The following is a 23,310-nucleotide window of genomic DNA, read 5'->3' as shown; positions in this document are numbered from 1 at the left end:
AGTGATTTTTGTCCCAGGCTCTTTCGCTCTTTTATTGAGTAAGAAGTCAGTTTAGAATTTATATTAAGTTTCGCTGTACATTTTAAAATTATCATCAACAGAAAATACAACAGGCGGATTTTTAGATAAAAAAATTAGTAAAACAAGTATTAAATAAATAGTATTTTTGAGGATAAAGTAAGAGAAATGTTGTTTTTTTAATAGTTATTAACGGAAAACAAAATTATTTTATAGCCATAAAATATATTTTTATTATAATTATATTATAAAATAATGAGCATATGATTTGCAGATAAGTTTTTCAGGGCCTATTCTGAATAGGAACTTAGCTATAAAAATAAAAGAGGAGAGTGGTTTTGATGAGAAAAACTCAGAAGATTGTGCCAATTGTGACAGCTTCAGACGAAAATTATGCTCCTTATTTGAATGTAATGATGACAACTGTTTTAGAAAATTGTCATGCGGAGAGACCTGTTCATTTTTATGTGATTGATGATGGGCTGTCGCTATCTAGCAAAAAAGCACTCCGAGAAACGGTTAGTAGTAACTCACAAAGTGCGACTGTTGAATTTCTAACAGCAGACAAAGAAGTTTATCAAAATTTTTTAGTGAGTGATCATATTACAACGACCGCTTACTTACGCATTTCTTTACCGTCACTTTTACAAAAATATAGCTATAAAAAGGTTCTTTATTTAGATGCAGATACGCTTGTTTTAGATGATATTGTCCAGTTGTATGATACGCCATTAGTGAACCAAACGATTGGCGCGGTTATTGATCCTGGGCAAGCATATGCCTTGAAACGTTTGGGCATCGATTCCTCCGATTATTATTTTAATTCAGGAGTTATGATTATTGATATTGACCGATGGAACGAGAAAGCAATCACGCAAAAAACAATTCAGTATCTAGAAGAAAATGGGGACCGCATAGTTTATCATGATCAAGATGCTTTAAACGCTGTTCTTTATGAAGATTGGCTAGCTCTAGAACCAAGATGGAATATGCAGACGTCTTTAGTTTTTAATCGTCATGAAGCGCCTAATGAAGCCTATCAAAAATTATATACAGCGGGAAATCAAGAGCCAGCGATTATTCATTTTACTGGACACGATAAACCTTGGAATACGTTAGAAAATCATCCTTATACAGCTCTTTATCTAAACAAGTTAAAGAAAGTAGGTGCAAGAAATGGAAAATAGAAAAGAATTAGCGATTGTCTCCTGTTGCAATACCAACTTTGTACCGCATCTTGCTGCTATGTTTGTTTCAATTTTAGAAAATAGTCCTTCAGCGGCAGCTGTTCATTTTTATGTGATTGATGACAATATCAATTTTGAAAGCAAGCAACTACTGTATTTTACGATTAAACATACCCAACTCAATGCAGAGTTAACATTTTTAAAAATCAACCCCCATTTTTTCAAAAATGTTGTAACCAGTGAACGAATTCCCAAAACAGCTTACTACAGGATTGCTATTCCAGAGTTGTTTAGAGGAAGCCAGATCGAACGGCTGTTGTATATGGATTGTGACATGATTGCCTTAGATGATGTCGCAAAATTATGGACAGTTGATTTAGGTGAAAATATCATCGCCGCTGTTGAAGATGCAGGGTTCCATCAACGTTTGGAAAAAATGGCGATTCCTGCAGAATCTATGTGTTATTTTAACTCAGGCTTGTTGCTAATCGATGTTAAAAAATGGTTGAATTTAGATGTAACCACTAAAGTCTTAAGATTTATTGAAGAAAATCCAGATAAATTACGTTTCCATGATCAAGATGCATTGAATGCGGTTTTACACGACCGTTGGACCCTGTTGCATCCTAAGTGGAACGCCCAAGGTTATATTCTGTCAAAAGCGAAAGAACATCCAACTATTTATGGAGAAAAACAATATGAAGAAACGAGAAGAGCACCATCCATTATCCACTTTACTGGCCATGTCAAACCTTGGACGAAAGAATTTCAGTGGTATACCAAGCGTTATTATGATCAATATGCGAATAGGACGGCCTTTCGTTGTGTCAACACATTCAATCAATATTTATCTTATACGAAAATTAGCAGAAGGATTGAATATGCTCAATAATGAATATTGTCATGGATTTCGTAAAATCAGTTACTTGTTAGTTGTTGCCAGAACCAAACAATAGAAACGAAGAAGTCGGGATAGAACTGTTTTTCAGATTTTGAGTATGAGACAAAAATCTAAAGTGATTTTTGTCTCATACTCTTTTCTGTCTATTTAAAATAAAGCCAGCAACTGGTATCATATTTAAGGATGGTTTTTTATAAAAAAATGATTTCTTGAGGAAAAAAATATTACAATAAAGAAAAATAAAAAAATGTAAACGTTATCATTTCAAGGTTATAGCGGTATGAAGATATTTATTAATACTTTTTATTGACAAAATAAAAAAAACCACCGTACTATTGGTTTGTGGTTATAACCAGTTAGGGTAAAGGAGAAAGTTATGGAAAATGCCTTTAAAAACAAAGCTTTGTATCATCAACTTGTTGATTTGCTGCAGGAACGAATCGAAACATGCATGATTCCTCATGACAAGTTGCCCTCTGAACGTGAATTGACTGCACAATATGGAGTGAGTCGGACGACGGTCCGGTTAGCGCTACAAGAACTAGAAAATAGAGGTTCCATCTATCGTCGTCATGGCAAAGGAACATTTGTTTCAGATATAAAAAAAGAGGCCGCTGATTTAGCTGGCGCATATAGTTTTACAGAACAAATGAAAGGGCTGGGTCGAAAACCACATACCCGTATATTATCCTTCGAAAAATTGGAAGCGGATAAATTTATTTGTCAGCATTTGAATCTTTCGTTAGGAGAGGCAGTTTTTAAATTAAGTCGGTTGCGGATTGCTGATAACGAGCCATTAATGGTTGAAGACACATACTTGCCTGTGAAATTTTTCTTATCACTCACGGATCAATTACTACGTAGCAAGCCATTATATGATCTATTTTCGGAAGATTTTAAGCAAACCGTTCGTTTAGCTGATGAAGAATTATACGCTAGCATTGCGTCAAAAGAAGATGCCAAATTATTGATGATTCCGGAAGGAGCGCCAGTCCTTCATTTAGCACGCCAGACATATAACATGAAAAATGAAATTATTGAATTTACGTTGAGTGTGGCGCGAGCAGATCAATTTCATTATCAGATACGCCATATTCGGAATAGTTAGGAGAGTTAAGTATGTTTACAGCAGAAAAAGAAGAACTAGAACAACTAGGAGCGGAAATCACGACACGTGAAATTCGTCAGCAACCTGAGCTTTGGCAAGAAACCGTGACACTTTATTATGAAAATCAAACAGCTTTGGAAAACTTTTTAAAAGAAGTCCAAGCCAAAGCGCAAGGAAAACGCACAAGAGTAATTTTTACAGGAGCAGGGACTTCACAATATGTCGGTGATACGGTTGTACCTTATCTCCGAGCACACGGCGACACACAAGCTTTTTCATTCGAAAGTATTGGGACAACGGATATTGTGGCCAAACCAGAAGATTATCTGATTAAAGACGAACCAACATTGTTAGTTTCGTTTGCAAGAAGTGGAAATAGTCCTGAAAGTTTAGCGGCAGTTGAAGTAGCTAATCAAGTGGTTGAAACAATTCATCATTTAGCGATTACTTGTGCCGAAGAAGGACAACTGGCACAAATAAGCCAAAAAGAAGAAAACAGCTTTTTATTCTTAATGCCAACACGTTCCAATGATGGTGGTTTTGCGATGACTGGTAGCTTTTCTTGCATGACCTTGGGTACATTACTACTCTTTGATCAAACAGCTTTTGAGCAAAAACAAGATTATGTAACCGCTCTAATTAAATTAGGTGAAGAAGTGCTATCCCGTGAAGAAGAATTAAATGAAATTGTTAACCTTGATTTTGAACGAATTGTTTATGTTGGTTCTGGAAGTTTAGCTGGTTTGACAAGAGAAGCGCAATTAAAAATCTTAGAACTAACAGCCGGTAAAGTTGCCACAATTTTTGACTCTTCTATGGGCTTCCGTCATGGACCAAAATCATTTATTAATGAAAAAACAATAATGTTTGGTTTTGTTAATAATACACCATACACAAGAGATTATGACTTGGATATCTTAGAAGAAGTTCACGGTGACGAAATTGCGGCGGGTGTTTTTGCGATTGCTCAACCTGGCAAACGTAATTTCTCAGGTTCAACTATTGAATATTCCGCAGAAACTGCTCTATTACCTGATGGCTATTTAGCATTAGCAGATATCATGGTAGCCCAAACAGTCGCACTTTTAACATCTATTAAAGTTGGAAATAAACCGGATACCCCTTCACCGACAGGTACAGTGAATCGTGTGGTTAAAGGTGTAACGATTTATGACTATAAATAATACAACATTTGGAGGAGGAACTATGCTTACGTTAACAGCTGGAAAAAAAGCGGCAATGGATCGTTTGTCAACCCAAGAAGGAATCATTAGCGCATTAGCCATTGATCAACGAGGTGCCTTGAAAAAAATGATCAAAGCGCTAGATGTAGAGCCAACTGATGCACAAATTGAAACGTTTAAAGAATTAGTCTCGAAAGAATTGACACCTTATGCGTCCGCCATTTTATTGGATCCAGAATATGGATTGCCTGCTGCAAAAGCACGCGATACCGAGGCTGGATTGTTACTCGCTTATGAAAAAACGGGCTATGATGCAACAACTCCGGGACGATTGCCTGATTTACTAGCAGATTGGTCTGTTTTACGCTTGAAAGAAGAAGGCGCAGATGCGATTAAATTTTTACTCTACTATGATGTGGATGAGGATCCAGAAATCAATCATCAAAAACATGTATTTATTGAACGCTTAGGGAGTGAATGTGCAGAAGAAGACCTACCATTTTACTTAGAATTAGTTTCTTATGATGCACAAATAGCAGATGCAACTTCTTTAGAATATGCAAAAGTTAAACCGCATAAAGTGAATGAAATGATGAAAGAATTTTCTAAACCCCAATATAAAGTAGATGTATTGAAAGTGGAAGTTCCAGTTAATATGAATTTTGTAGAAGGTTTTGCGCCGGCTGAAACAGCGTATACAAAAGAGGAAGCGGCGAATTATTTCTTAGAACAAAGTCAAGCCACTGATTTACCATTTATCTTTTTAAGTGCCGGTGTCTCAACAGAGCTATTCCAAGAAACACTACGTTTCGCTAAAGAAGCTGGTTCAACATTTAATGGTGTTTTATGTGGCCGTGCTACGTGGAAAAATGGCGTGAAACCTTTCGTTGAAGCAGGAGAAACTGCGGCTTGTGATTGGTTAAAAACAGAAGGCCGAGAAAACATTGAAAGTTTAAATGAAGTCATCGCGGCAACCGCCAGCTCTTGGCATACGAAAGTTCAAGTAAACGAAGGGTAATTGGGAGGCATAGCTGTGATAGTAACAGTAACAATGAATCCGTCAATTGACATCTCCTACCTATTAGATCATCTAAAGCTTGATACCGTTAATCGGACCAGTCAGGTGACCAAAACCCCTGGTGGCAAAGGACTAAATGTCACTCGCGTTATTCATGATTTAGGTGGAGATGTTATCGCTACCGGCGTTCTTGGTGGTTTTCATGGGGCGTTTATTGCAAATGAGTTAAAGAAAGCAAACATCCCCCAAGCATTTACGTCAATCAAAGAAGAAACACGTGATTCGATTGCGATTTTGCACGAAGGGAATCAAACTGAAATTTTAGAAGCTGGACCGACTGTTTCCCCAGAAGAAATCAGTAACTTCCTTGAAAATTTCGATCAATTAATTAAGCAAGCAGAAATTGTCACAATTTCTGGCAGTTTAGCGAAAGGATTACCATCAAATTTTTATCAAGAATTAGTTCAAAAAGCTCACGCACAAGAGGTTAAAGTACTACTAGATACTTCTGGTGATAGTTTAAGGCAAGTTCTTCAAGGATCATGGAAACCGTATTTAATTAAACCTAATTTAGAGGAACTAGAAGGATTGCTAGAGCAAGATTTTTCAGAAAATCCATTAACAGCTGTACAAACAGCTTTAACAAAACCAATGTTTGCGGGAATTGAATGGATTGTCATATCTTTAGGAAAAGATGGTGCAATTGCCAAACATCACGATCAATTCTATCGTGTAAAAATTCCAACGATTCAAGCTAAAAATCCTGTTGGTTCAGGAGATGCAACCATTGCTGGTCTTGCCTATGGACTAGCCAAGGATGCCCCAGCTGCCGAACTGCTAAAATGGGGCATGGCGGCTGGAATGGCTAATGCCCAAGAAAGAATGACTGGGCATGTAGACGTAGAGAACGTGAAGAAACATCTTATGAACATCCAAGTAGTTGAAATTGCTAAATAAAGAGCTTTCTTTATTTAGCAATTATCCAGTAATTGAAAGCGTTTACTAGAAAGGGTGGCAATGTGGACAGATTTGAAATTAAAGAGGAGTTTCTTTTAAATGGTCAACCATTTAAAATTTTATCAGGCGCCATTCATTATTTTCGTGTAGATCCCTCAGATTGGTATCATTCACTTTATAACTTGAAAGCTTTAGGCTTCAATACAGTTGAGACCTATGTGCCATGGAATTTACATGAACCGCAAAAAGGAACATTTCATTTTGAGGGAATATTAGATTTGGAGCGCTTTTTAAAATTAGCACAAGAACTTGGACTATATGCGATTGTGCGGCCGTCTCCTTATATTTGTGCAGAATGGGAGTTTGGCGGTTTTCCAGCCTGGCTATTAAATGAACCAGGACGGATGCGTTCGAATAATCCAACCTATCTAAAGCATGTTGCGGAATATTATGATGTTTTAATGGAAAAAATTGTTCCGCATCAACTTGCTAACGGTGGCAATATTTTAATGATTCAAATCGAAAACGAATATGGTTCATTTGGCGAAGAAAAAGCGTATTTACGGGCGATTCGCGATTTGATGATTGCACGCGGCGTGACAGCACCATTTTTTACTTCTGACGGGCCATGGCGCGCAACATTGCGGGCAGGCAGCATGATTGAAGATGATATTTTAGTAACCGGAAATTTTGGCTCAAAAGCCAAAGAAAATTTCGGTATGATGCAAGCCTTTTTTGAAGAACATGGTAAAAAATGGCCGCTAATGTGTATGGAATTTTGGGATGGCTGGTTTAATCGTTGGAAAGAGCCAATTATTAAACGAGATCCGCAAGAATTGGCTGAATCAGTTAGAGAAGCATTAGCATTAGGCAGTATCAACTTATATATGTTTCATGGCGGCACCAATTTTGGGTTTATGAATGGCTGCTCCGCACGAGGAACCATTGATTTACCACAAATCACTTCCTATGATTATGATGCGCCTCTTGATGAACAAGGGAACCCAACCGAAAAGTATTTTGCGTTACAAAAAATGCTTCACGAAGAGTACCCTGCGTTACCACAAGCTGAACCATTAGTAAAAGATTCTTTTGCGCAAACAGCAATTCCTTTAACCAACAAAGTGAGTTTGTTTGCGACTTTAGAAACGATTAGTCAGCCAGTGGTCAGCGTTTATCCGCAAACCATGGAACAATTAGGACAAAATACCGGCTATCTTCTTTACCGAACAAGCATTGAAAAAGATGCTGCAGAAGAAAAGCTAAGAGTGATTGACGGTCGTGATCGTCTGCAATTATTTGTCAATCAGGTACATCAAGCAACGCAATATCAAACGGAAATTGGCGAAGATATTTACGTTACACTGCCGCAAGAGAATAATCAAATCGATATTTTAATGGAAAATATGGGTCGTGTCAATTACGGGCATAAACTATTTGCAGATACTCAGAAAAAAGGGATTCGAACGGGTGTCATGGCAGATTTACATTTTATGACGCAATGGCAACAATATTGTTTACCTATGACAAGCTGTGAACAGGTAGACTATTCAAGAGAATGGCAGCCTGATCAACCAAGCTTTTACCAGTATCATGTGGAGTTAGCAGAAGTGAAAGATACATTTATTGATGTTTCTAAATTCGGCAAAGGAATTGTTTTTGTTAACCAAACCAATCTTGGTCGTTTCTGGAATGTTGGTCCGACGCTTTCCTTATATATTCCCAAAGGATTATTAAAAGAAGGGCAAAATGAGATCGTCATTTTTGAAACGGAAGGAACGTACCAACCAGAAATTCAGTTAGTAAAAGAACCACTATATAAAGAAATGAAAGAGGGATTACAATGAGTATTATTGGCGTAAGAATTGATGGACGTTTGATTCATGGACAAGTGGCAAATTTATGGGCGACAAAATTAAATATTTCCAGAATTATGGTCGTTGATGATGAGGTTGCAGGGAATGCCATTGAAAAAAGTGGCTTGAAATTAGCAACACCAGCTGGCGTGAAACTAAGCGTGTTACCAGTTGAAAAAGCTGCTCAAAATATTTTAGCAGGAAAATACGACTCACAACGTTTACTAATTGTGGTACGGAAACCAGATCGTTTATTAAAACTAGTAGAACTTGGGGTGCCGATTAAAGAAATCAATGTTGGGAACATGTCTCAAACAAACGAAACACGGTCGATTACTAAGTCAATCAATGTGGTCGATCAAGATATTGAGGTTTTTAAAGAGTTAAATGCTAAAGGTGTCCATCTGATTGCTCAAATGGTGCCAAGTGACAAAGCGGAAGACTTTATGAGTTTGATAACAAAATAGGAGGGAACAAAAAATGAATATCTTATGGTGGCAGATCTTATTATTAACATTATACGCAGGATACCAAATTTTAGATGAATTACAAATTTATTCTTCATTAAGTGCGCCAGTGTTTGCAGGTCTTTTTGCAGGATTAGTGATGGGGGATATTAAAGCAGGACTTATTATTGGTGGAAGTATGCAATTAACTGTATTAGGAGTTGGGACTTTCGGGGGTGCCTCCAAAATTGATGCTAACTCAGGTACGATTCTTGCCACAGCATTTTCTGTGTCTTTAGGAATGAACCCTGAACAAGCAATCGCTGCTATTGCAGTACCAGTTGCTAGTTTAATGATTCAATTAGACATTTTGGCTCGTTTTGCGAATACCTACTTTGCACATCGAATTGATAAAATGGTCGAAGATATGAACTACAAAGGAATTGAACGTAACTTCTTAATGGGTGCCTTACCTTGGTCTCTTTCTCGAATGATTCCAGTCTTCTTAGCACTTGCTTTTGGTGGTGGTTTAGTACAAAAAGTTGTATCTGTCCTAAATGGCGATTTGAAATGGTTAGGTGATGGCTTGTCTGTTGCTGGGGCGGTCTTACCAGCGGTCGGTTTTGCAATTTTACTACGTTACTTACCAGTGAAAAAACATTTCCCTTATTTAATTCTTGGTTTCACTGTAACTGCTTTACTAGGAACAATCTTTACAAACATGCAACTTTTAGGAACATCTGTTGCGAGCGTTGTGAAAGACTTCAGTGGTGTATTTAACGCACTACCAATGTTAGCAGTCGCTTTAATTGGTTTCGCTTTAGCCGCAATTAGCTACAAAAATGGTCAAATGATTCCGAGTGGGCCAGCAGCCAAAAAAGAACATGCAGCGAATGATTCAGACGAAGGAGAGATTGAAGATGACGAAATCTAATTATAAATTGACGAAAGAAGATTTTAAACAAATTAATCGCAGAAGCTTGTTTACTTTCCAATTAGGTTGGAACTACGAAAGAATGCAAGGATCAGGTTACTTGTATACGATTTTGCCACAATTGCGTAAAATTTATGGGGATGATACGCCTGAATTAAAAGAAGTGATGAAAACACACACGCAATTTTTCAATACTTCAAACTTCTTTAATACGATTATTACAGGGATCGATTTGGCCATTGAAGAAAAAGAAGGCATTGCTGGAAAACAAACAGTTTCAGGTTTGAAAACTGGTTTAATGGGACCGTTTGCAGCAATTGGGGATTCAATTTTCGCAGCTTTAATTCCAACTATTTTTGGGGCGCTAGCTGCTAACATGGCGATTAATGGTAACCCAACTGGTATCTTTATCTGGATTGTTGCTCAAATTGCCGTGATGGTCTTCCGTTGGAAACAATTGGAATTTGCGTATCGCGAAGGAATTTCTTTGGTAACAACTATGCAACACCGCTTAACTGCCTTAACAGATGCTGCAACTTTACTAGGGGTCTTCATGGTTGGCGCTTTAGTGGCAACGATGGTTAATGTGAAACTATCATGGGCACCAAGTATTGGGGATGTAACACTTAACATGCAAAATAACTTGGATATGATTTTACCACGTCTACTTCCTGCAGGAATTGTCGGTGGCGTTTATTGGATGCTAGGTAAAAAGAATATGACGTCTACTAAAGCCATTTTTATCGTATTAATTGTCTGTGTCGCATTGTCTGCGTTAGGTGTTATTTCAAAATAAGTAAGACAGGAGAAAATCGATGAGTGAACATTTAGTTTTAGTAAGTCATGGCCGTTTTTGCGAGGAATTGAAAAAAAGTGCGGAGATGATTATGGGACCGCAAGAAACAATTTCCACTGTTGCTTTATTACCAGAAGAAGGTGAAGCTGACTTTTTAGAAAAATTTGAAGCGATTACGGAATCGTTAGAAGATTTTGTTGTCTTTGCTGATCTATTAGGGGGGACACCTTGTAATATATTATCTAAAAAAATTATGCAAGGTGCTTCGTTTGACTTATATACTGGAATGAATTTACCGATGGTTATCAGCTATGTAAATGCAAGTTTATTAGCGATTGAAGGTGACTATGTTAAGGAATCAGCAGAAAGTATTGTGAAAGTCAACGAATTGCTGCTAAATGTTGCAGTAGATGACGAGGATGAATAATTCTGACTTGTTGTCGTAAGTAATCAAAGTTTTTAAGAGAATGATTTAGAGATGGACGTTCCAAAAATAAAAGAATTTATTTTTGGAACGCCCCTTTAATTGTTAATAATGAAAGCGTGTTCAAAAAATGTTAGGGGGCTGATTTATCAGATGAAACATGGAAAAATAAAACGATTTAGTACATTGACACTATTGGCAAGCGCAACGATTTTAGTACCATTAAGTACGTCTGCAGAAGAAACAACAAACAGCAGCACTGAAACAAGCTCATCAATGGTGGAACCTGCCGCAACAGAAGAAAAATTGTGGCAATCTGATTTTCCAGGAGGGAAAATTGGTGAGTGGCAAGATGTGATTGGTAAAACAAATCGAGAATTAGCAGGAGAGTCATTGGCGATTTCACGAGATGCAGCAGCAGGTAATAATGCCGTATCTTTAAATTTAGATTCCCCTAAATTAGCTGATGGTGAAGTAGAAACAAAGTTTAAATACACTACTGGAAGCGGTCGGACGGGTGTGATTATTCGTGGTAATACCAAAGATAGCTGGGTTTTTGTAGGCTATAACGCGAATGGCAAATGGTTAGTTGAAAGCCCTAATTCGTGGAATGATTCAATTTCTGGGCCAACGTTAAATGAAGATACGAATTATTTGTTGAAAGTACGTTATGTTGGTGAAAAAATTACTATCTGGCTTAACACCACGTTGATTTACGAAGGAGAACCTGTTTTGGCCAATGGAGACAAAATTCCAACAGAAGCCGGACATGTGGGTGTCCGTTTGTGGTACGACAAAAAAATTGTCAATTATGACTATTTTAAAAATGGCCCCGTAGATAGCATTCCAGAAATTGTGCCAGAAGTGACACAAATTGCGCCAGTCAAAGTTTTTACAAAAATTGGTGTTGCACCAAAATTACCGAAACAAGTAAAAGTGACCTATAATACTGGTAAAGAAGCCAATGAAGCAGTCCGTTGGGATGAAATCGATCCTGATGCATACAAAGAACCAGGAACTTTTGAAGTCGACGGTACTTTGGAAAATACAAACATCAAAGCAAAAGCCAGCATTGTTGTTGCTAAAGACAATGAAGCTGAAAAAGGCGACAAAATCTCTTCTGCAGATTTAACAGCCGTGGTTGATCCACAATTTCCACGAATTATTCGCTACGAAGACCCTCAGAGTAATCAAGTGATTTTTAATGGCCAACACGAGAAAGTTGACCAAGTAATGATTGATGGCAAAGCATATAAAGCAACTGCTGAAAAACAGAAGAGTGAAGCAAATCAAGCCGTTTATAACGTAGCTGTCCCAGAAATTGGTCTGCGTTTCACAACGACATTGACTGTTTCCGAAGGCCAAGAATTAGCTATGAAACTCTCAGATATTCGTGAAGAAGGAACCAAAATACACACAATTTCAATTCCGAATCAAGGCTTGATTTCTGTCAATAGTACAGATGAAGGGGCGACTTTTGCTGGCGTTGTGATGAATACTGGGACAAATGCAAATAACGGAAATAAAAATGGTGATACTATCCAAGATTTAACTACAACTAGTCAAGAAGAAACGAAAAAATATATGTATGGTTTCTTAAATACGGCGAATTATGCTGCAAGTTTTTGGACGAACGCCTATGGAGACGGCTCTGTCGATGGTAGTGACAACAATCGAATCCATAAACAAACAAAAGAAGCGGCGACTGGTTTTGTAACAACCTTGTCAAGTGGGGCATGGACCTATCGACCATTCGATGCACCGGAAGATTACACAACTGGAGAAACGCCAGAAGTGAAAGTTAAATTCTCAAAAGATAGCAACGACGACAAGCGGGTGGATTGGCAAGATGCGGCAATTGGGTTCCGTTCAATTATGAATAACCCAATGGGCGCGGAAAAAGTCCCTGAATTAGTCAACCAACGGATTCCTTTTAACTTTGCTAGTCAGGCGACAAATCCATTCTTAGTGACGTTAGACGAATCAAAACGTATTTACAATTTAACAGATGGATTAGGACAAATGAATTTACTAAAAGGGTATCAAAATGAAGGACATGATTCTGCGCATCCAGATTACGGTGCTATTGGTCAGCGACCTGGTGGGGAACAAGCGTTGAATCAATTAATTGATGAAGGCCATAAATTAAATGCCGTTTTCGGTGTGCATATTAATGACACCGAGTCTTACCCAGAAGCAAAAGGATTTAATGAGGAATTAGTTGATCCAACGAAGCGTGGCTGGGATTGGTTAGATCCGTCTTATTTTATTAAACAAAGACCCGATGCATTGAGTGGTCGTCGTTATGAGCGCTTTAAAGAATTAAAACAAAAAGCACCGAATCTAGATTATATTTATGTTGATGTTTGGGGCAACCAAGGCGAATCAGGTTGGGCAAGTCGTCAACTAAGTAAAGAAATTAATTCACTCGGTTGGTTTACAACCAATGAATTTCCGAATGCTTTAGAGTATGACTCGGTTTGGAACCATTGGTCTGCAGAAAAAGATTACGGCGGTACAACAACGAAAGGCTTTAACAGTACAATCGTTCGTTTTATTCGGAATCATCAAAAAGACACTTGGATTATTTCGGACAACCCTTTGTTAGGTGGAGCTGAATTTGAAGCCTATGAAGGTTGGGTGGGTAAAACCAATTTTAATACCTATCGCCAAAAAACTTTTGCCATTAATGTCCCAACTAAGTTCTTACAACATTACCAAATTACAAACTGGGAAACTACAACAGCAGCAGATGGTCAAATCTATGGCACGATTAAATTAGCGAACGGTGCTGAAAAAGTGACCGTTACTCAAGCAGATGCTAATTCGCCAAGAAGCATTACGTTAAATGAGACAGAAGTTCTAAAAGGTGATGCGTATCTACTGCCTTGGAATGTCAATGGTCAAGACAAACTATATCACTGGAATCCAAAAGGCGGTACCAGCACTTGGTCATTGGATAAGAAAATGCAAGGAAAAACGAATTTACATTTATATGAATTAACAGATCAAGGGCGTATTGACAAAGGCGCAATTGCCACTACAAATAACCAAGTGACCATCCAAGCCGAGGCTAATACACCGTATGTCATTGCTGAACCTGACAGTATTGAACCGATGACATTTGGAACAGGAACACCATTTAAAGATCCTGGATTTAATGAAGCCAATACCTTGAAAAATAACTGGAAAGTTTTCCGAGGTGATGGAGAGGTTAAAAAAGATGCTAACGGTGATTATGTCTTTAGTTCAGAAAAAGAAAGAACCGAAATCAAACAAGACATCAATCTTCCTAAACCAGGAAAATATAGTTTGTATCTAAACACAGAAACACATGATCGCAAAGCCACAGTAACTGTTAAAATTGGTGGTAAAAAATATACGCGGACAGTGAATAATTCGGTTGCCCAAAACTATATTCAGGCAGATATTAACCATACAAGCAGGAAAAATCCGCAGTATATGCAAAATATGCGAATTGATTTTGAAATCCCAGATAATGCGAAAAAAGGCTCGGTGACGTTAGCGGTTGATAAAGGCAATTCCGTTACAAAATTTGATGATTTACGAATTGTTGAGCGTCAAACGGATATCATGAATCCAGACAAACAAACAGTTATTAAGCAAGATTTTGAAGACACACAAGCAGTTGGGTTATATCCGTTTGTTAAAGGCTCAGCTGGTGGTGTAGAAGATCCACGGATTCATTTATCAGAAAGAAATGAACCTTACACACAATATGGTTGGAATGGAAACCTTGTTTCAGATGTATTAGAAGGCAACTGGTCCTTGAAAGCCCATAAACAAGGAGCAGGATTGATGCTTCAAACAATTCCGCAAAATATTAAATTTGAACCGAACAAGAAATATACGGTCCAATTTGATTATCAAACTGATGGTGAAAATGTCTTTACTGCTGGGACCATTAATGGAGAGTTGAAAAATAACAATGACTTTAAGCCAGTCGGTGAGTTGACTTCGACAGCAGCAGATGGTCAAACCAAGCATTATGAAGCAGAAATAATTGGGGATGCTTCAGGAAACACTACGTTTGGTATTTTTACAACAGGTGCCGATAAAGATTTCATTATGGATAACTTTACGGTCACAGTGGAATCAAAAAAATAAATTTAGTCTATCTAGAAGAGGTCGGGACAGAAGTGCTTAACTCCGAGAACCAAGTAGGTACTGTTCAACATCTATTTGCTTTGCAAATAGTGTTTCTCAGCAATAAGAAGAAATTTCCGAAAATTGTCATAAAACACAACGAGGAACGAGTTGATGTTGCATGATACCTACCCGGTGTTCTATAATTTTTGGAGACCAAGTAGGTATTGTTCATCATCGAATCACTACGTTCTTCGTGATTCTCAACAATTTCGGCTTATTTCCGAAGGACCTTCACCAAGTAGGTACGATGATTTCATCTGTTCATGCTTCACAGTGAAACATCGCAACTCTTAGAGCTGTAGCTCTTTTGAAGGCTGTACTGTGACGAGACGCATGTCGAGAAAACACCTTAGAAGTTGTTGAGATCGGAGCAACGCGTAGTGTTGCTTCTGTTCCCGCCGTTTATCAGTTTTTGAGCGTGAAGCAAAAATCCAAAGTGATTTTTGTCCCACGCTCTGCTTCTTTTATGAAAAGAAGAAAGGCCTAGTGCCTCATTTTTATACTGCAGAATAAACAGACACATTTTTAAAGTGTCAGGCTTCTTTGTGTATTTCATCAAGAACGAATGGACAAACTTGCCTTTTGCCACAAATCGTTTACAATTACAATGATAGGCATAATTTATTTAGAGGTGAAGTGATTGAAGAAATACAATGTTGATTGGAATTACTGGGTTGTCCGCTTTTTATTTGTAATGGCGCTGATTGTTGGCTATTTATTAATCACGAATTATCAGCACTTTGTCCATAGTGTTTCGGGTTTGTTAGGCATCTTATCCCCATTCATTACTGGGTTCGTGATTGCTTATTTATTGAGTGGAAGTCAGAAAAAAATCGAGGGATTACTAGAAAGAGTACCTTTACCAGTCGTTAAAAAAGCGAAACACGGCTTGAGTGTACTCCTTTTATACCTGATTATTTTGTTTATTTTTGTCTTGACATTAAACTATATCGTTCCGCTACTCATTAGTAATTTAGTAGATTTAGCAAACTCTTTACCCACTTTTTATGATCACATGGTTCAGTTTGTGATGAGTTTAGAAGATAAAGGGATTTTAAAAACAGCCGCGATTGAAAAATATTTAAATAGTGTCCTTAAAGATTTGTCGCCGGAACGTTTTTTAAATCAATGGACACAAGCGTTATTTTCATTAGGAACGTTGACTAAAAATGTTTCCTCATTCTTTTTAAATGCATTTTTAACGTTGATTATCTCAATCTATGCGCTGGTATTTAAGCAATCTATTTTGACATTTGTTGAAAAGGCTGCCCACAAATTGCTGTCTGAAAAAGTGTACAAGCAAACACAAACCTGGTTAAATACAACGAATAAAATTTTCTATAAATTTATCAGTTGCCAATTTCTTGATGCCTGTATAATTGGCGTTTCATCAACGATTTTGTTAAGTATTTTAAATGTGAAATTTGCTGTGACTTTAGGAATTTTATTAGGTATTTGTAATATGATTCCTTATTTTGGTTCGATTTTTGCGTCAATTGTTGCTGGTGTGATTACGCTTTTCACAGGTGGTGTTACTCAAGCCATTACGGTGTTACTAGTTTTATTAATTTTACAACAAATTGACGGCAATATTATTGGTCCTCGAATTATGGGAGATGCCCTAAATGTCAATCCGATTTTAATTATTGTTTCAATCACGATTGGGGGAGCGTACTTCGGCGTCTTAGGGATGTTTTTAGCAGTTCCTGTTGCTGCAATCATTAAAATTATTGTCTCGGAGTGGCTAAATGAATCAAAAGAAAATGATAAGATTGTAGATTCTATTGAATCCTAAAGTAAAACTTTTCGTCTCGCGTTGACGAAAAGTTTTTTAGTTGAAAAGAAAGTTTCATTATTTGGAATTTTTGATATGCTATACTTAAAGTAAATAGAAAATCAAAATTGAGGTGAATAAATGCAGTTTTTAAAAAAATATGGCGGCTATTTTTTAGTTTTAGGGGTCTTACTTGATTTTTTTACACCTTATTATGTCGGATTCAAAGATCAAGGTTACAATCAATTGACAGAAGTAATTAGCTTATTAGGTGATGTGAATAGTCCAGTTAGGGAAACCTTTGATCATTTAACTATCATTGCGGGAATGTTGATGTTAGCAAGTTTACCTAGGATATATGCTATTTTTTCCAGAAAAACGAAAAAAGGTGCTTGGTTAGTAGTGGCAATGATTGGCGCTTATGGTTTATTTGATTGTATTTTCAGTGGGCTCTTCAGCGTAGACACTTCAAGCGCTGGCACAGTTGCTACCGCGCTTCATAACGGAGGATCAGCAGTCGGTTATACAGGCTTTTTGTTGTTATCAGGCGTCTTAACCATTATCTATAGTAAAGACGGTTCGCAAAAAAATAAAAACCTTTTTGGCTTTTTGTTTATTTTATGTATGCTTGCAGCCGGCTTATATGGCTTAGCAAGGATTCCACAGCTACAACAGGTAAAACCATTTAATTATTTAGGCTTATGGCAAAGAGTGAGTTCATTTTGTAATTATCTACCAATGATGGCACTGTGTTTACAAACTAAAACCAATGACAAATTTGATTGAACATTTGTCATTGGTTTTTTACTAGTTAAAATTGTCTGGTAATAACTTAATTATTGGCTACGGTGACTTCACCAGTAACAGTGGCACCATCTTTTTCTAAGTCAGCAGAATCTTTGTATTCTTGTTTATCAAAAGTAATATTGCCATTAACTTTGGTACCATTTAAAGTAAAGCCATTTGCTTTCACCTCAATATCACCTTTGACAGTCCCGTGAACGATGTTGAAATTTTCAGAAGAAACGATTAGCTTAGGAACTGTGATTTCATATTCAGCAGTTACTTTTTTATTATCATCTTGAGAATAAAGCGCTAATTTACGATAGACATCGTTGGAATCTTTCCCCTTATCATGGAAAGTACCAGCAACTGTTACCTCTTTATCAAAAGTGACATTGTCAGTAGCTGCGACAATCCAATTTCCTTTATCACTTAACGCCATTTCGAGCTCTTCAGGCTTGGCACTAATTGAAGCACCAGAGACTACTTCTGTACTTGAATTAGCTGTTTCTTTGCTACTAGAACTACTATCTGTTTTTTTATCAGATGAACAAGCACTAAGCAGCACAAGAGCAGCAGTTGCCGTCAAAACAGTGGTGAGTACTTTAGACATTTTCATGAAAATCCCTCCAAAAAATTTATTTATTTCTTCCTTTATCATAACTGATTCAAAGGGAAATGAGTAATCATACACTCAAAGATTGAGAAGTTTGGCTAATGGGAAATTAGGCTTATTCTCTCAAGAAGGTTCAGGAAATATTCAAAGTAATCATTTCTTTTTCAAATGTTCCTTTTCTGTAGTAAGCTAGTAATAGACAGAATTTAAGGAGGAGATTTTGATGCCTTGGAATATGAATGATTATCCTACATCAATGAAAAATTTAGCACCTTTGATTCGGAAAAAAGCGATAGATATTGGCAATGCGTTGCTTGCGGATGGCTACCCTGATGATCGCGCCATTCCAATTGCGATTAGTCAAGCGGAGAAATGGTATCAAGAGGCAAGTGCAGCAGACAAAAAGGCATTTGAACAAGAAGCAAATCCTACGAAACAAGGTTCGCATAAACAGGATAAACATGCGGGAAAATTATTAACGGCGGCTGTCAACGTTAAATATAAAGACGGCCAATGGTTGGTGATTTCAGACAGCGCTGAAAAAGCAAGTAATACATTTACCCACAAACAAGAGGCGATTGAACGAGCCCAAGAAATTGCTCGGAATAAGCAAACAAAGCTGAAAATCTATAAGCAAGATGGTACGTTACAAGAAACCAAAGAGTATACTGAATAATTTTTCGAAACCTTGATATTCCGTTGCAATTCAAGAAACGGTTATCAAGGTTTTTTTGCGAGGGAGAAATGGACAAGTAAGAAAAAATAACAAAAGTTAAGAATGAGAATAAGACTTGCTTTTCTAGTTTTTGGTGGGTACAATTACACTAATTAAGATAAAAAATCAAAATAATTGAGGTGCTACGACAATGGAAAAAGCCAATCTTGATTGGAATAATTTAGGATTTTCTTACATTAAAACGCCCTTTCGTTATATTAGTTATTGGCGAGATGGCAAGTGGGAAGAAGGCACGCTAACAGATAACAATCAGTTAACGATTAGTGAAGGTTCGCCTGCTCTACATTATGGCCAACAATGTTTTGAAGGATTAAAAGCGTATCAATGTGCAGATGGTTCTGTCAATTTGTTTCGTCCAGATGAAAATGCCAAACGGCTACAAAAAAGTTGTGCGCGTCTACTGATGCCACAAGTGCCAGTAGAAACCTTTGTTTCTGCATGCCAAGAAGTGGTGAAAGCCAACCTTGCTTATTTACCGCCATATGGAACGGGCGGTACGTTGTATCTTCGCCCTTATATGATTGGTGTCGGCGATAATATTGGCGTAGCACCTGCCAAAGAATACATTTTTTCTATTTTTTGCGTGCCGGTTGGTTCGTATTTTAAAAATGGTTTAGCACCAACCAACTTTATCGTTTCTGAATATGATCGAGCAGCGGGTCGAGGAACTGGGGCAGCTAAAGTGGGGGGCAATTATGCAGCTAGTCTTTTACCAGGTGCAGAAGCACATGAGAAAGAATTTAGTGATTGCATTTATTTAGATCCGTATACGCATACGAAAATTGAAGAAGTTGGTGCAGCCAATTTCTTTGGCATAACCAAAGATGGTACTTTTATTACGCCGAAATCAGCGTCTATTTTGCCAAGTATTACTAAATATTCATTATTGACGCTAGCAAAAGAACGTTTAGGGATGACGGCGCTTGAAGGAGACGTTTACATTGATCGATTAGCGGACTTCTCCGAAGCAGGTGCTTGTGGCACAGCGGCGATTATTTCTCCTATCGGTGGGATTCAAAATGGCACAGATTTCCATGTATTTTATAGTGAAACGGAAGTTGGACCAGTGACTAAGCAACTGTATGATGAACTGGTTGGTATACAGTTTGGTGACAAAGAAGCGCCAGAAGGCTGGATTGTAAAAGTTTAAAGAGATAAAAAAGAGAGAATTCATGCTCTCTTTTTTTTGTGTAGAATATTCAGAATTTTCTATAAAAAGATTGACTTTGATTCTATTTAAAGGAATAATGGAAGATACAAGATTTAAAAAAGGAGGGAAAGCTATTGCTTATTAAATCAGCAGAATCAGAAGAAATGACGATTTTTTTTGATAAAGAAAACCAACCAAATACACAAGTTCAAATGGGCATTATTACATTACAACCTGGTGAAAAACGGCCTTTAGCTGGATATGCTCGCCATGAACAAGATGAATATTCTTATGTGATTTCTGGCGAAGCACATACGATTTTAGAAGATGGTCAAGACTTAGTCGGAAAAGCTGGACAAGCCCAATTAATTGAAGCTGGTGAAGGTCACATTAATTATAATGATGGGGTGGAGCCAGCGGTCGTTGTCTGGATGCTTGTGGAAAGGACAAAATAAAAGGGGAGCTGTCTTTTTGTAAGTAAGAGCATAAAAAAATGAAGAGTTATAGGAGAAAGAAGATGAAAAAGTATTTAAAAATCACAATGGTTTGTATTTTATTGGTAGGATTTTTAGCTGGGTGTACCAATAAAAATGAAAATAAAAAGAAACAGAAAAATACCAAAGAAGCCGTTCAACTGATGTCACCCTCGGAATTAACAACGCTCAACACCTCTGTATTATTGGATTTCCCAGATGCTATTGTCCAAACAGCAGCGTTTGAAGGGTTATATAGTTTAGATGAACAAGACCAATTGGTACCAGCCGTAGCAAAAGCATTGCCGACGATTTCAGAAGATGGAAAAACCTACACGATTTCTTTGAGAAAAGAAGCGGTTTGGAGTAACGATGATCCTGTCACAGCGCATGATTTTGAATATGCTTGGAAAAAAATGATTGATCCTAAAAACGGCTTTGTTTATAGCTTCCTCATCGTTGAAACAATTCAAAATGGTGCAGAAATCTCAGCTGGGAAATTAGCACCCAATGAACTAGGTGTCACAGCTGTGGATGATTATACATTAAAAGTGACGCTCAAAGAGCCAAAACCGTACTTTACGTCCTTGTTAGCTTTTCCTACATTTTTTCCGCAAAATCAAAAAGTAGTCGAACAATTTGGTGCGGACTATGGAACTGCTAGCGATAAAGTCGTCTATAATGGCCCGTTTGTGGTAAAAGATTGGCAGCAAACAAAGATGGACTGGCAACTAGCAAAGAATAATCGCTATTGGGATCGCCAGAACGTGCGCTCAGACATTATCAATTATACGGTTATCAAAGAAACATCTACTGCATTGAATCTTTTTGAAGATGGACAATTAGATGTGGCTACACTAAGTGGTGAACTGGCGCAACAGAATAAAAATAATATGCTGTATCATTCGTACCCAACAGCGACAATGAACTACTTACGCTTAAATCAAAAACGGAAAGGGCAAGCAACGCCGCTTGCAAACGAAAACCTGCGTAAAGCATTGGCTTTAGGAATAGATAAAGAAAATCTAGTCAATAATATTATTGCAGATGGTTCTAAAGCGCTACATGGTGCGATTACGGAAGGCTTTGTGGTGAATCCCACAACGGGTCTCGATTTTCGTCAAGAAGCAGGTAATTTAATGGTTTATAACAAAGAAAAAGCGCAAAGTTATTGGAAAAAAGCACAAGCAGAATTAGGAGAAAAGGTTAACGTTGAATTGATGGTAACAGATGATGGTTCTTACAAAAAAATTGGTGAAAGTTTGCAAGGCTCGCTACAAGAACTGTTTCCTGGTTTGACAATAGAGCTAACCGCATTGCCAACGGAAGCTGCATTGAATTTTGGGCGAGAAAGCGACTATGATTTATTCTTAATTTACTGGACACCAGACTATCAAGATCCTATTTCTACCCTGATGACTTTATACAAGGGCAATGATCGCAATTATCAGAACCCTGTCTATGACAAATTATTAGATGAAGCAGCCACAACCTATGCCTTAGAGCCAGAAAAAAGATGGGCGACACTGATTGCAGCTGAAAAAGAAGTGATTGAAACGACTGCTGGCATGATTCCACTTAGCCAAAATGAACAAACAGTCCTGCAAAATGATAAAGTCAAAGGCTTGAATTTTCATACCTTTGGCGCTCCATTAACGTTAAAAAATGTTTATAAGGAAAAATAAAAAGAGAGCCTGGGCTGAAAATCGCTTTTGATTTTCGGCCCAGGCTTAAATCCTGCTTTTTAACCCAAAATTTGTCACCATTTAGCCTTTTCGGGTTTTATCTCGAACGCTTCTGTTCTAATAGTTCAGAATCAGGTGCAGTGTGGGGCTGGGCATATTTTTTCATATATGTCGGCAAGGCTTGACTAATCTTCGTAGGTAAAACAACATAGTCAGTTTTGGCCAAATCATCACCAATGAGACTGTGTAAGTAGACGGCGCCAGCAACGGTTTCAATTGTCGGCTTAAACTGAGCTAAAAAACCAGCAATGATGCCAGCCAAGGTATCCCCAGTTCCGCCAGTAGCCATCCCAGGGTTGCCGCCTGTATTTTGAAAAGGTTCTCCTGCGTGGAAAATTGTTGTGCGATGACTTTTTAAAACAATCGTACTGCCTAATTTTGCTTGTTGGCGCTGGTTATTTGCCAGTGTTTGTTGCTCAATAGGTAAGTGACTCAAACGTTGCCATTCCATTTGATGAGGTGTGAAAACAACTTTTTCAGGATAGGTAAGGGAAAAATTGCCTTGGCTAAACAGGGTAATCGCTGAGCCATCGATAATTAACCATTGTTGTTTTTGATGTTGGGCGAGTACCATCTTTAATATTTGTTGTGCAGTAGCATCTAAGCCTAAACCTGGACCAATTAAAATAACCTCCGCTTGCTCTACGACGTCCGTCAGAAGGACTGTTTCTTCAAAGCCCACGACCATCGCTTCTGGGCATCTTGCATGTAAAGGCCCGTGATTTTTAACATCAGTAATCACAGTGGTGAGACCAGCGCCACTATTGATACACGCTTCGGTACTCATGATGATGGCTCCGCCGTATTGACGGTTCCCTCCGATTAATACGACACGCCCAAAATTGCTTTTATAAGAGTCGGAGGGGCGTTGAGTGATGACTTCCTCTAAAATGTCCTTGCTTAAATAGCGCATTCTATCACTCCTTTTCTTGGGATTTCTTTGTTCTCAGTATACTACAAGAGCACCGAAAAAATCAGTTTATTTAATGTTAAAAGTTACTCTATTGAAGGCAATGAGGTGTATAATAAGGACC

20 protein-coding genes are annotated in these 23,310 nt (G+C 37.7%); 18 read left to right on the top strand and 2 right to left on the bottom strand.

All coding sequences use genetic code 11. From position 1 onward, the window contains the following. The first annotated feature begins 359 nt into the window (after positions 1-359). The 14 genes from IGL86_RS07330 (at position 360) to IGL86_RS07265 (ending at position 17,559) form a co-directional block, all read left to right on the top strand. On the top strand, positions 360-1,205 hold the full coding sequence (locus tag IGL86_RS07330) for a glycosyltransferase family 8 protein (RefSeq protein WP_025187274.1): 846 nt from the start codon (positions 360-362) through the stop codon (positions 1,203-1,205). Continuing rightward, positions 1,195-2,097: a glycosyltransferase family 8 protein gene (locus tag IGL86_RS07325; RefSeq protein ID WP_033625826.1), complete on the top strand. Its 903-nt coding sequence runs from the start codon at positions 1,195-1,197 to the stop codon at positions 2,095-2,097. The genes IGL86_RS07330 and IGL86_RS07325 overlap by 11 nt, the downstream gene beginning before the upstream one ends. A gap of 385 nt (positions 2,098-2,482) precedes the next feature. After that, the gene (locus IGL86_RS07320; protein WP_002360115.1) at positions 2,483-3,214 is read left to right on the top strand and encodes a GntR family transcriptional regulator; all 732 of its coding nucleotides are present in this window, start codon (positions 2,483-2,485) and stop codon (positions 3,212-3,214) included. Positions 3,215-3,225: 11 nt separating this feature from the next. Next, positions 3,226-4,398, top strand: coding sequence for an SIS domain-containing protein (gene agaS, locus IGL86_RS07315; protein WP_010707482.1), 1,173 nt, complete (start codon positions 3,226-3,228; stop codon positions 4,396-4,398). Between the two features lie 22 nt (positions 4,399-4,420). Then, positions 4,421-5,416 carry a tagatose-bisphosphate aldolase gene (gene lacD / locus IGL86_RS07310; RefSeq protein WP_033625512.1) on the top strand — a complete coding sequence of 332 codons (996 nt, stop codon included), beginning with the start codon at positions 4,421-4,423 and terminating at the stop codon, positions 5,414-5,416. A 15-nt stretch (positions 5,417-5,431) separates the two neighbouring features. After that, a complete protein-coding gene (locus IGL86_RS07305) occupies positions 5,432-6,373 on the top strand; it encodes a hexose kinase (RefSeq protein WP_078126751.1) in 942 nt (313 codons plus the stop codon). Positions 6,374-6,405: 32 nt separating this feature from the next. Then, positions 6,406-8,220 carry a glycoside hydrolase family 35 protein gene (locus IGL86_RS07300; RefSeq protein ID WP_025188927.1) on the top strand — a complete coding sequence of 605 codons (1,815 nt, stop codon included), beginning with the start codon at positions 6,406-6,408 and terminating at the stop codon, positions 8,218-8,220. Next, positions 8,217-8,696 (top strand): PTS system mannose/fructose/N-acetylgalactosamine-transporter subunit IIB, encoded by a 480-nt coding sequence (locus IGL86_RS07295; protein WP_002361968.1) that lies wholly within the window; start codon positions 8,217-8,219, stop codon positions 8,694-8,696. The genes IGL86_RS07300 and IGL86_RS07295 overlap by 4 nt, the downstream gene beginning before the upstream one ends. A gap of 13 nt (positions 8,697-8,709) precedes the next feature. Further along, positions 8,710-9,609 carry a PTS mannose/fructose/sorbose/N-acetylgalactosamine transporter subunit IIC gene (locus IGL86_RS07290; RefSeq protein ID WP_002357253.1) on the top strand — a complete coding sequence of 300 codons (900 nt, stop codon included), beginning with the start codon at positions 8,710-8,712 and terminating at the stop codon, positions 9,607-9,609. Next, entirely contained in the window at positions 9,596-10,405 is an 810-nt protein-coding gene (locus IGL86_RS07285; RefSeq protein ID WP_002357254.1) for a PTS system mannose/fructose/sorbose family transporter subunit IID, read from the top strand. Before IGL86_RS07290 ends, IGL86_RS07285 begins: the two co-directional genes overlap by 14 nt. Positions 10,406-10,424: 19 nt before the next feature. Next, a complete protein-coding gene (locus IGL86_RS07280) occupies positions 10,425-10,832 on the top strand; it encodes a PTS sugar transporter subunit IIA (RefSeq protein WP_002361967.1) in 408 nt (135 codons plus the stop codon). Positions 10,833-10,982: 150 nt separating this feature from the next. Continuing rightward, complete coding sequence (locus IGL86_RS07275) at positions 10,983-14,957, top strand: endo-alpha-N-acetylgalactosaminidase family protein (protein WP_033625514.1); 3,975 nt, start codon at positions 10,983-10,985, stop codon at positions 14,955-14,957. A 682-nt stretch (positions 14,958-15,639) separates the two neighbouring features. Next, positions 15,640-16,794: an AI-2E family transporter gene (locus IGL86_RS07270; RefSeq protein WP_002386882.1), complete on the top strand. Its 1,155-nt coding sequence runs from the start codon at positions 15,640-15,642 to the stop codon at positions 16,792-16,794. A 120-nt stretch (positions 16,795-16,914) separates the two neighbouring features. Further along, a complete protein-coding gene (locus tag IGL86_RS07265; RefSeq protein WP_033625767.1) occupies positions 16,915-17,559 on the top strand; it encodes a DUF998 domain-containing protein in 645 nt (214 codons plus the stop codon). A gap of 46 nt (positions 17,560-17,605) precedes the next feature. On the opposite strand, the gene IGL86_RS07260 is transcribed toward IGL86_RS07265, so the two are convergent. Further along, positions 17,606-18,217, bottom strand: a complete 612-nt coding sequence (locus IGL86_RS07260; RefSeq protein ID WP_002382413.1) for a lipoprotein — start codon at positions 18,215-18,217, stop codon at positions 17,606-17,608. Positions 18,218-18,395: 178 nt separating this feature from the next. Here IGL86_RS07260 and IGL86_RS07255 point away from each other — a divergent pair, with 178 nt between their 5' ends. From IGL86_RS07255 to IGL86_RS07240, 4 genes are all read left to right on the top strand, one after another. Next, a complete protein-coding gene (locus IGL86_RS07255) occupies positions 18,396-18,848 on the top strand; it encodes a DUF2188 domain-containing protein (RefSeq protein WP_033625766.1) in 453 nt (150 codons plus the stop codon). A gap of 190 nt (positions 18,849-19,038) precedes the next feature. Continuing rightward, the gene (locus IGL86_RS07250) at positions 19,039-20,058 is read left to right on the top strand and encodes a branched-chain amino acid aminotransferase (protein WP_002369265.1); all 1,020 of its coding nucleotides are present in this window, start codon (positions 19,039-19,041) and stop codon (positions 20,056-20,058) included. 134 nt (positions 20,059-20,192) lie between these two features. Further along, the gene (locus IGL86_RS07245) at positions 20,193-20,513 is read left to right on the top strand and encodes a cupin domain-containing protein (RefSeq protein ID WP_033625764.1); all 321 of its coding nucleotides are present in this window, start codon (positions 20,193-20,195) and stop codon (positions 20,511-20,513) included. A gap of 62 nt (positions 20,514-20,575) precedes the next feature. Continuing rightward, positions 20,576-22,216, top strand: a complete 1,641-nt coding sequence (locus IGL86_RS07240; RefSeq protein ID WP_033625762.1) for a peptide ABC transporter substrate-binding protein — start codon at positions 20,576-20,578, stop codon at positions 22,214-22,216. Positions 22,217-22,313: 97 nt separating this feature from the next. Here the strand turns inward: IGL86_RS07240 and IGL86_RS07235 are convergent, their stop codons facing one another. Next, on the bottom strand, positions 22,314-23,189 hold the full coding sequence (locus IGL86_RS07235) for an NAD(P)H-hydrate dehydratase (protein ID WP_016616894.1): 876 nt from the start codon (positions 23,187-23,189) through the stop codon (positions 22,314-22,316). Positions 23,190-23,310: the final 121 nt, after the last annotated feature.

Origin of the sequence: Enterococcus sp. DIV0774, from assembly GCF_050539095.1 — a bacterium.
Classification (GTDB): Bacteria; Bacillota; Bacilli; order Lactobacillales; family Enterococcaceae; genus Enterococcus; species Enterococcus faecalis.
This window is presented reverse-complemented; position numbering and strand designations above follow the sequence as displayed.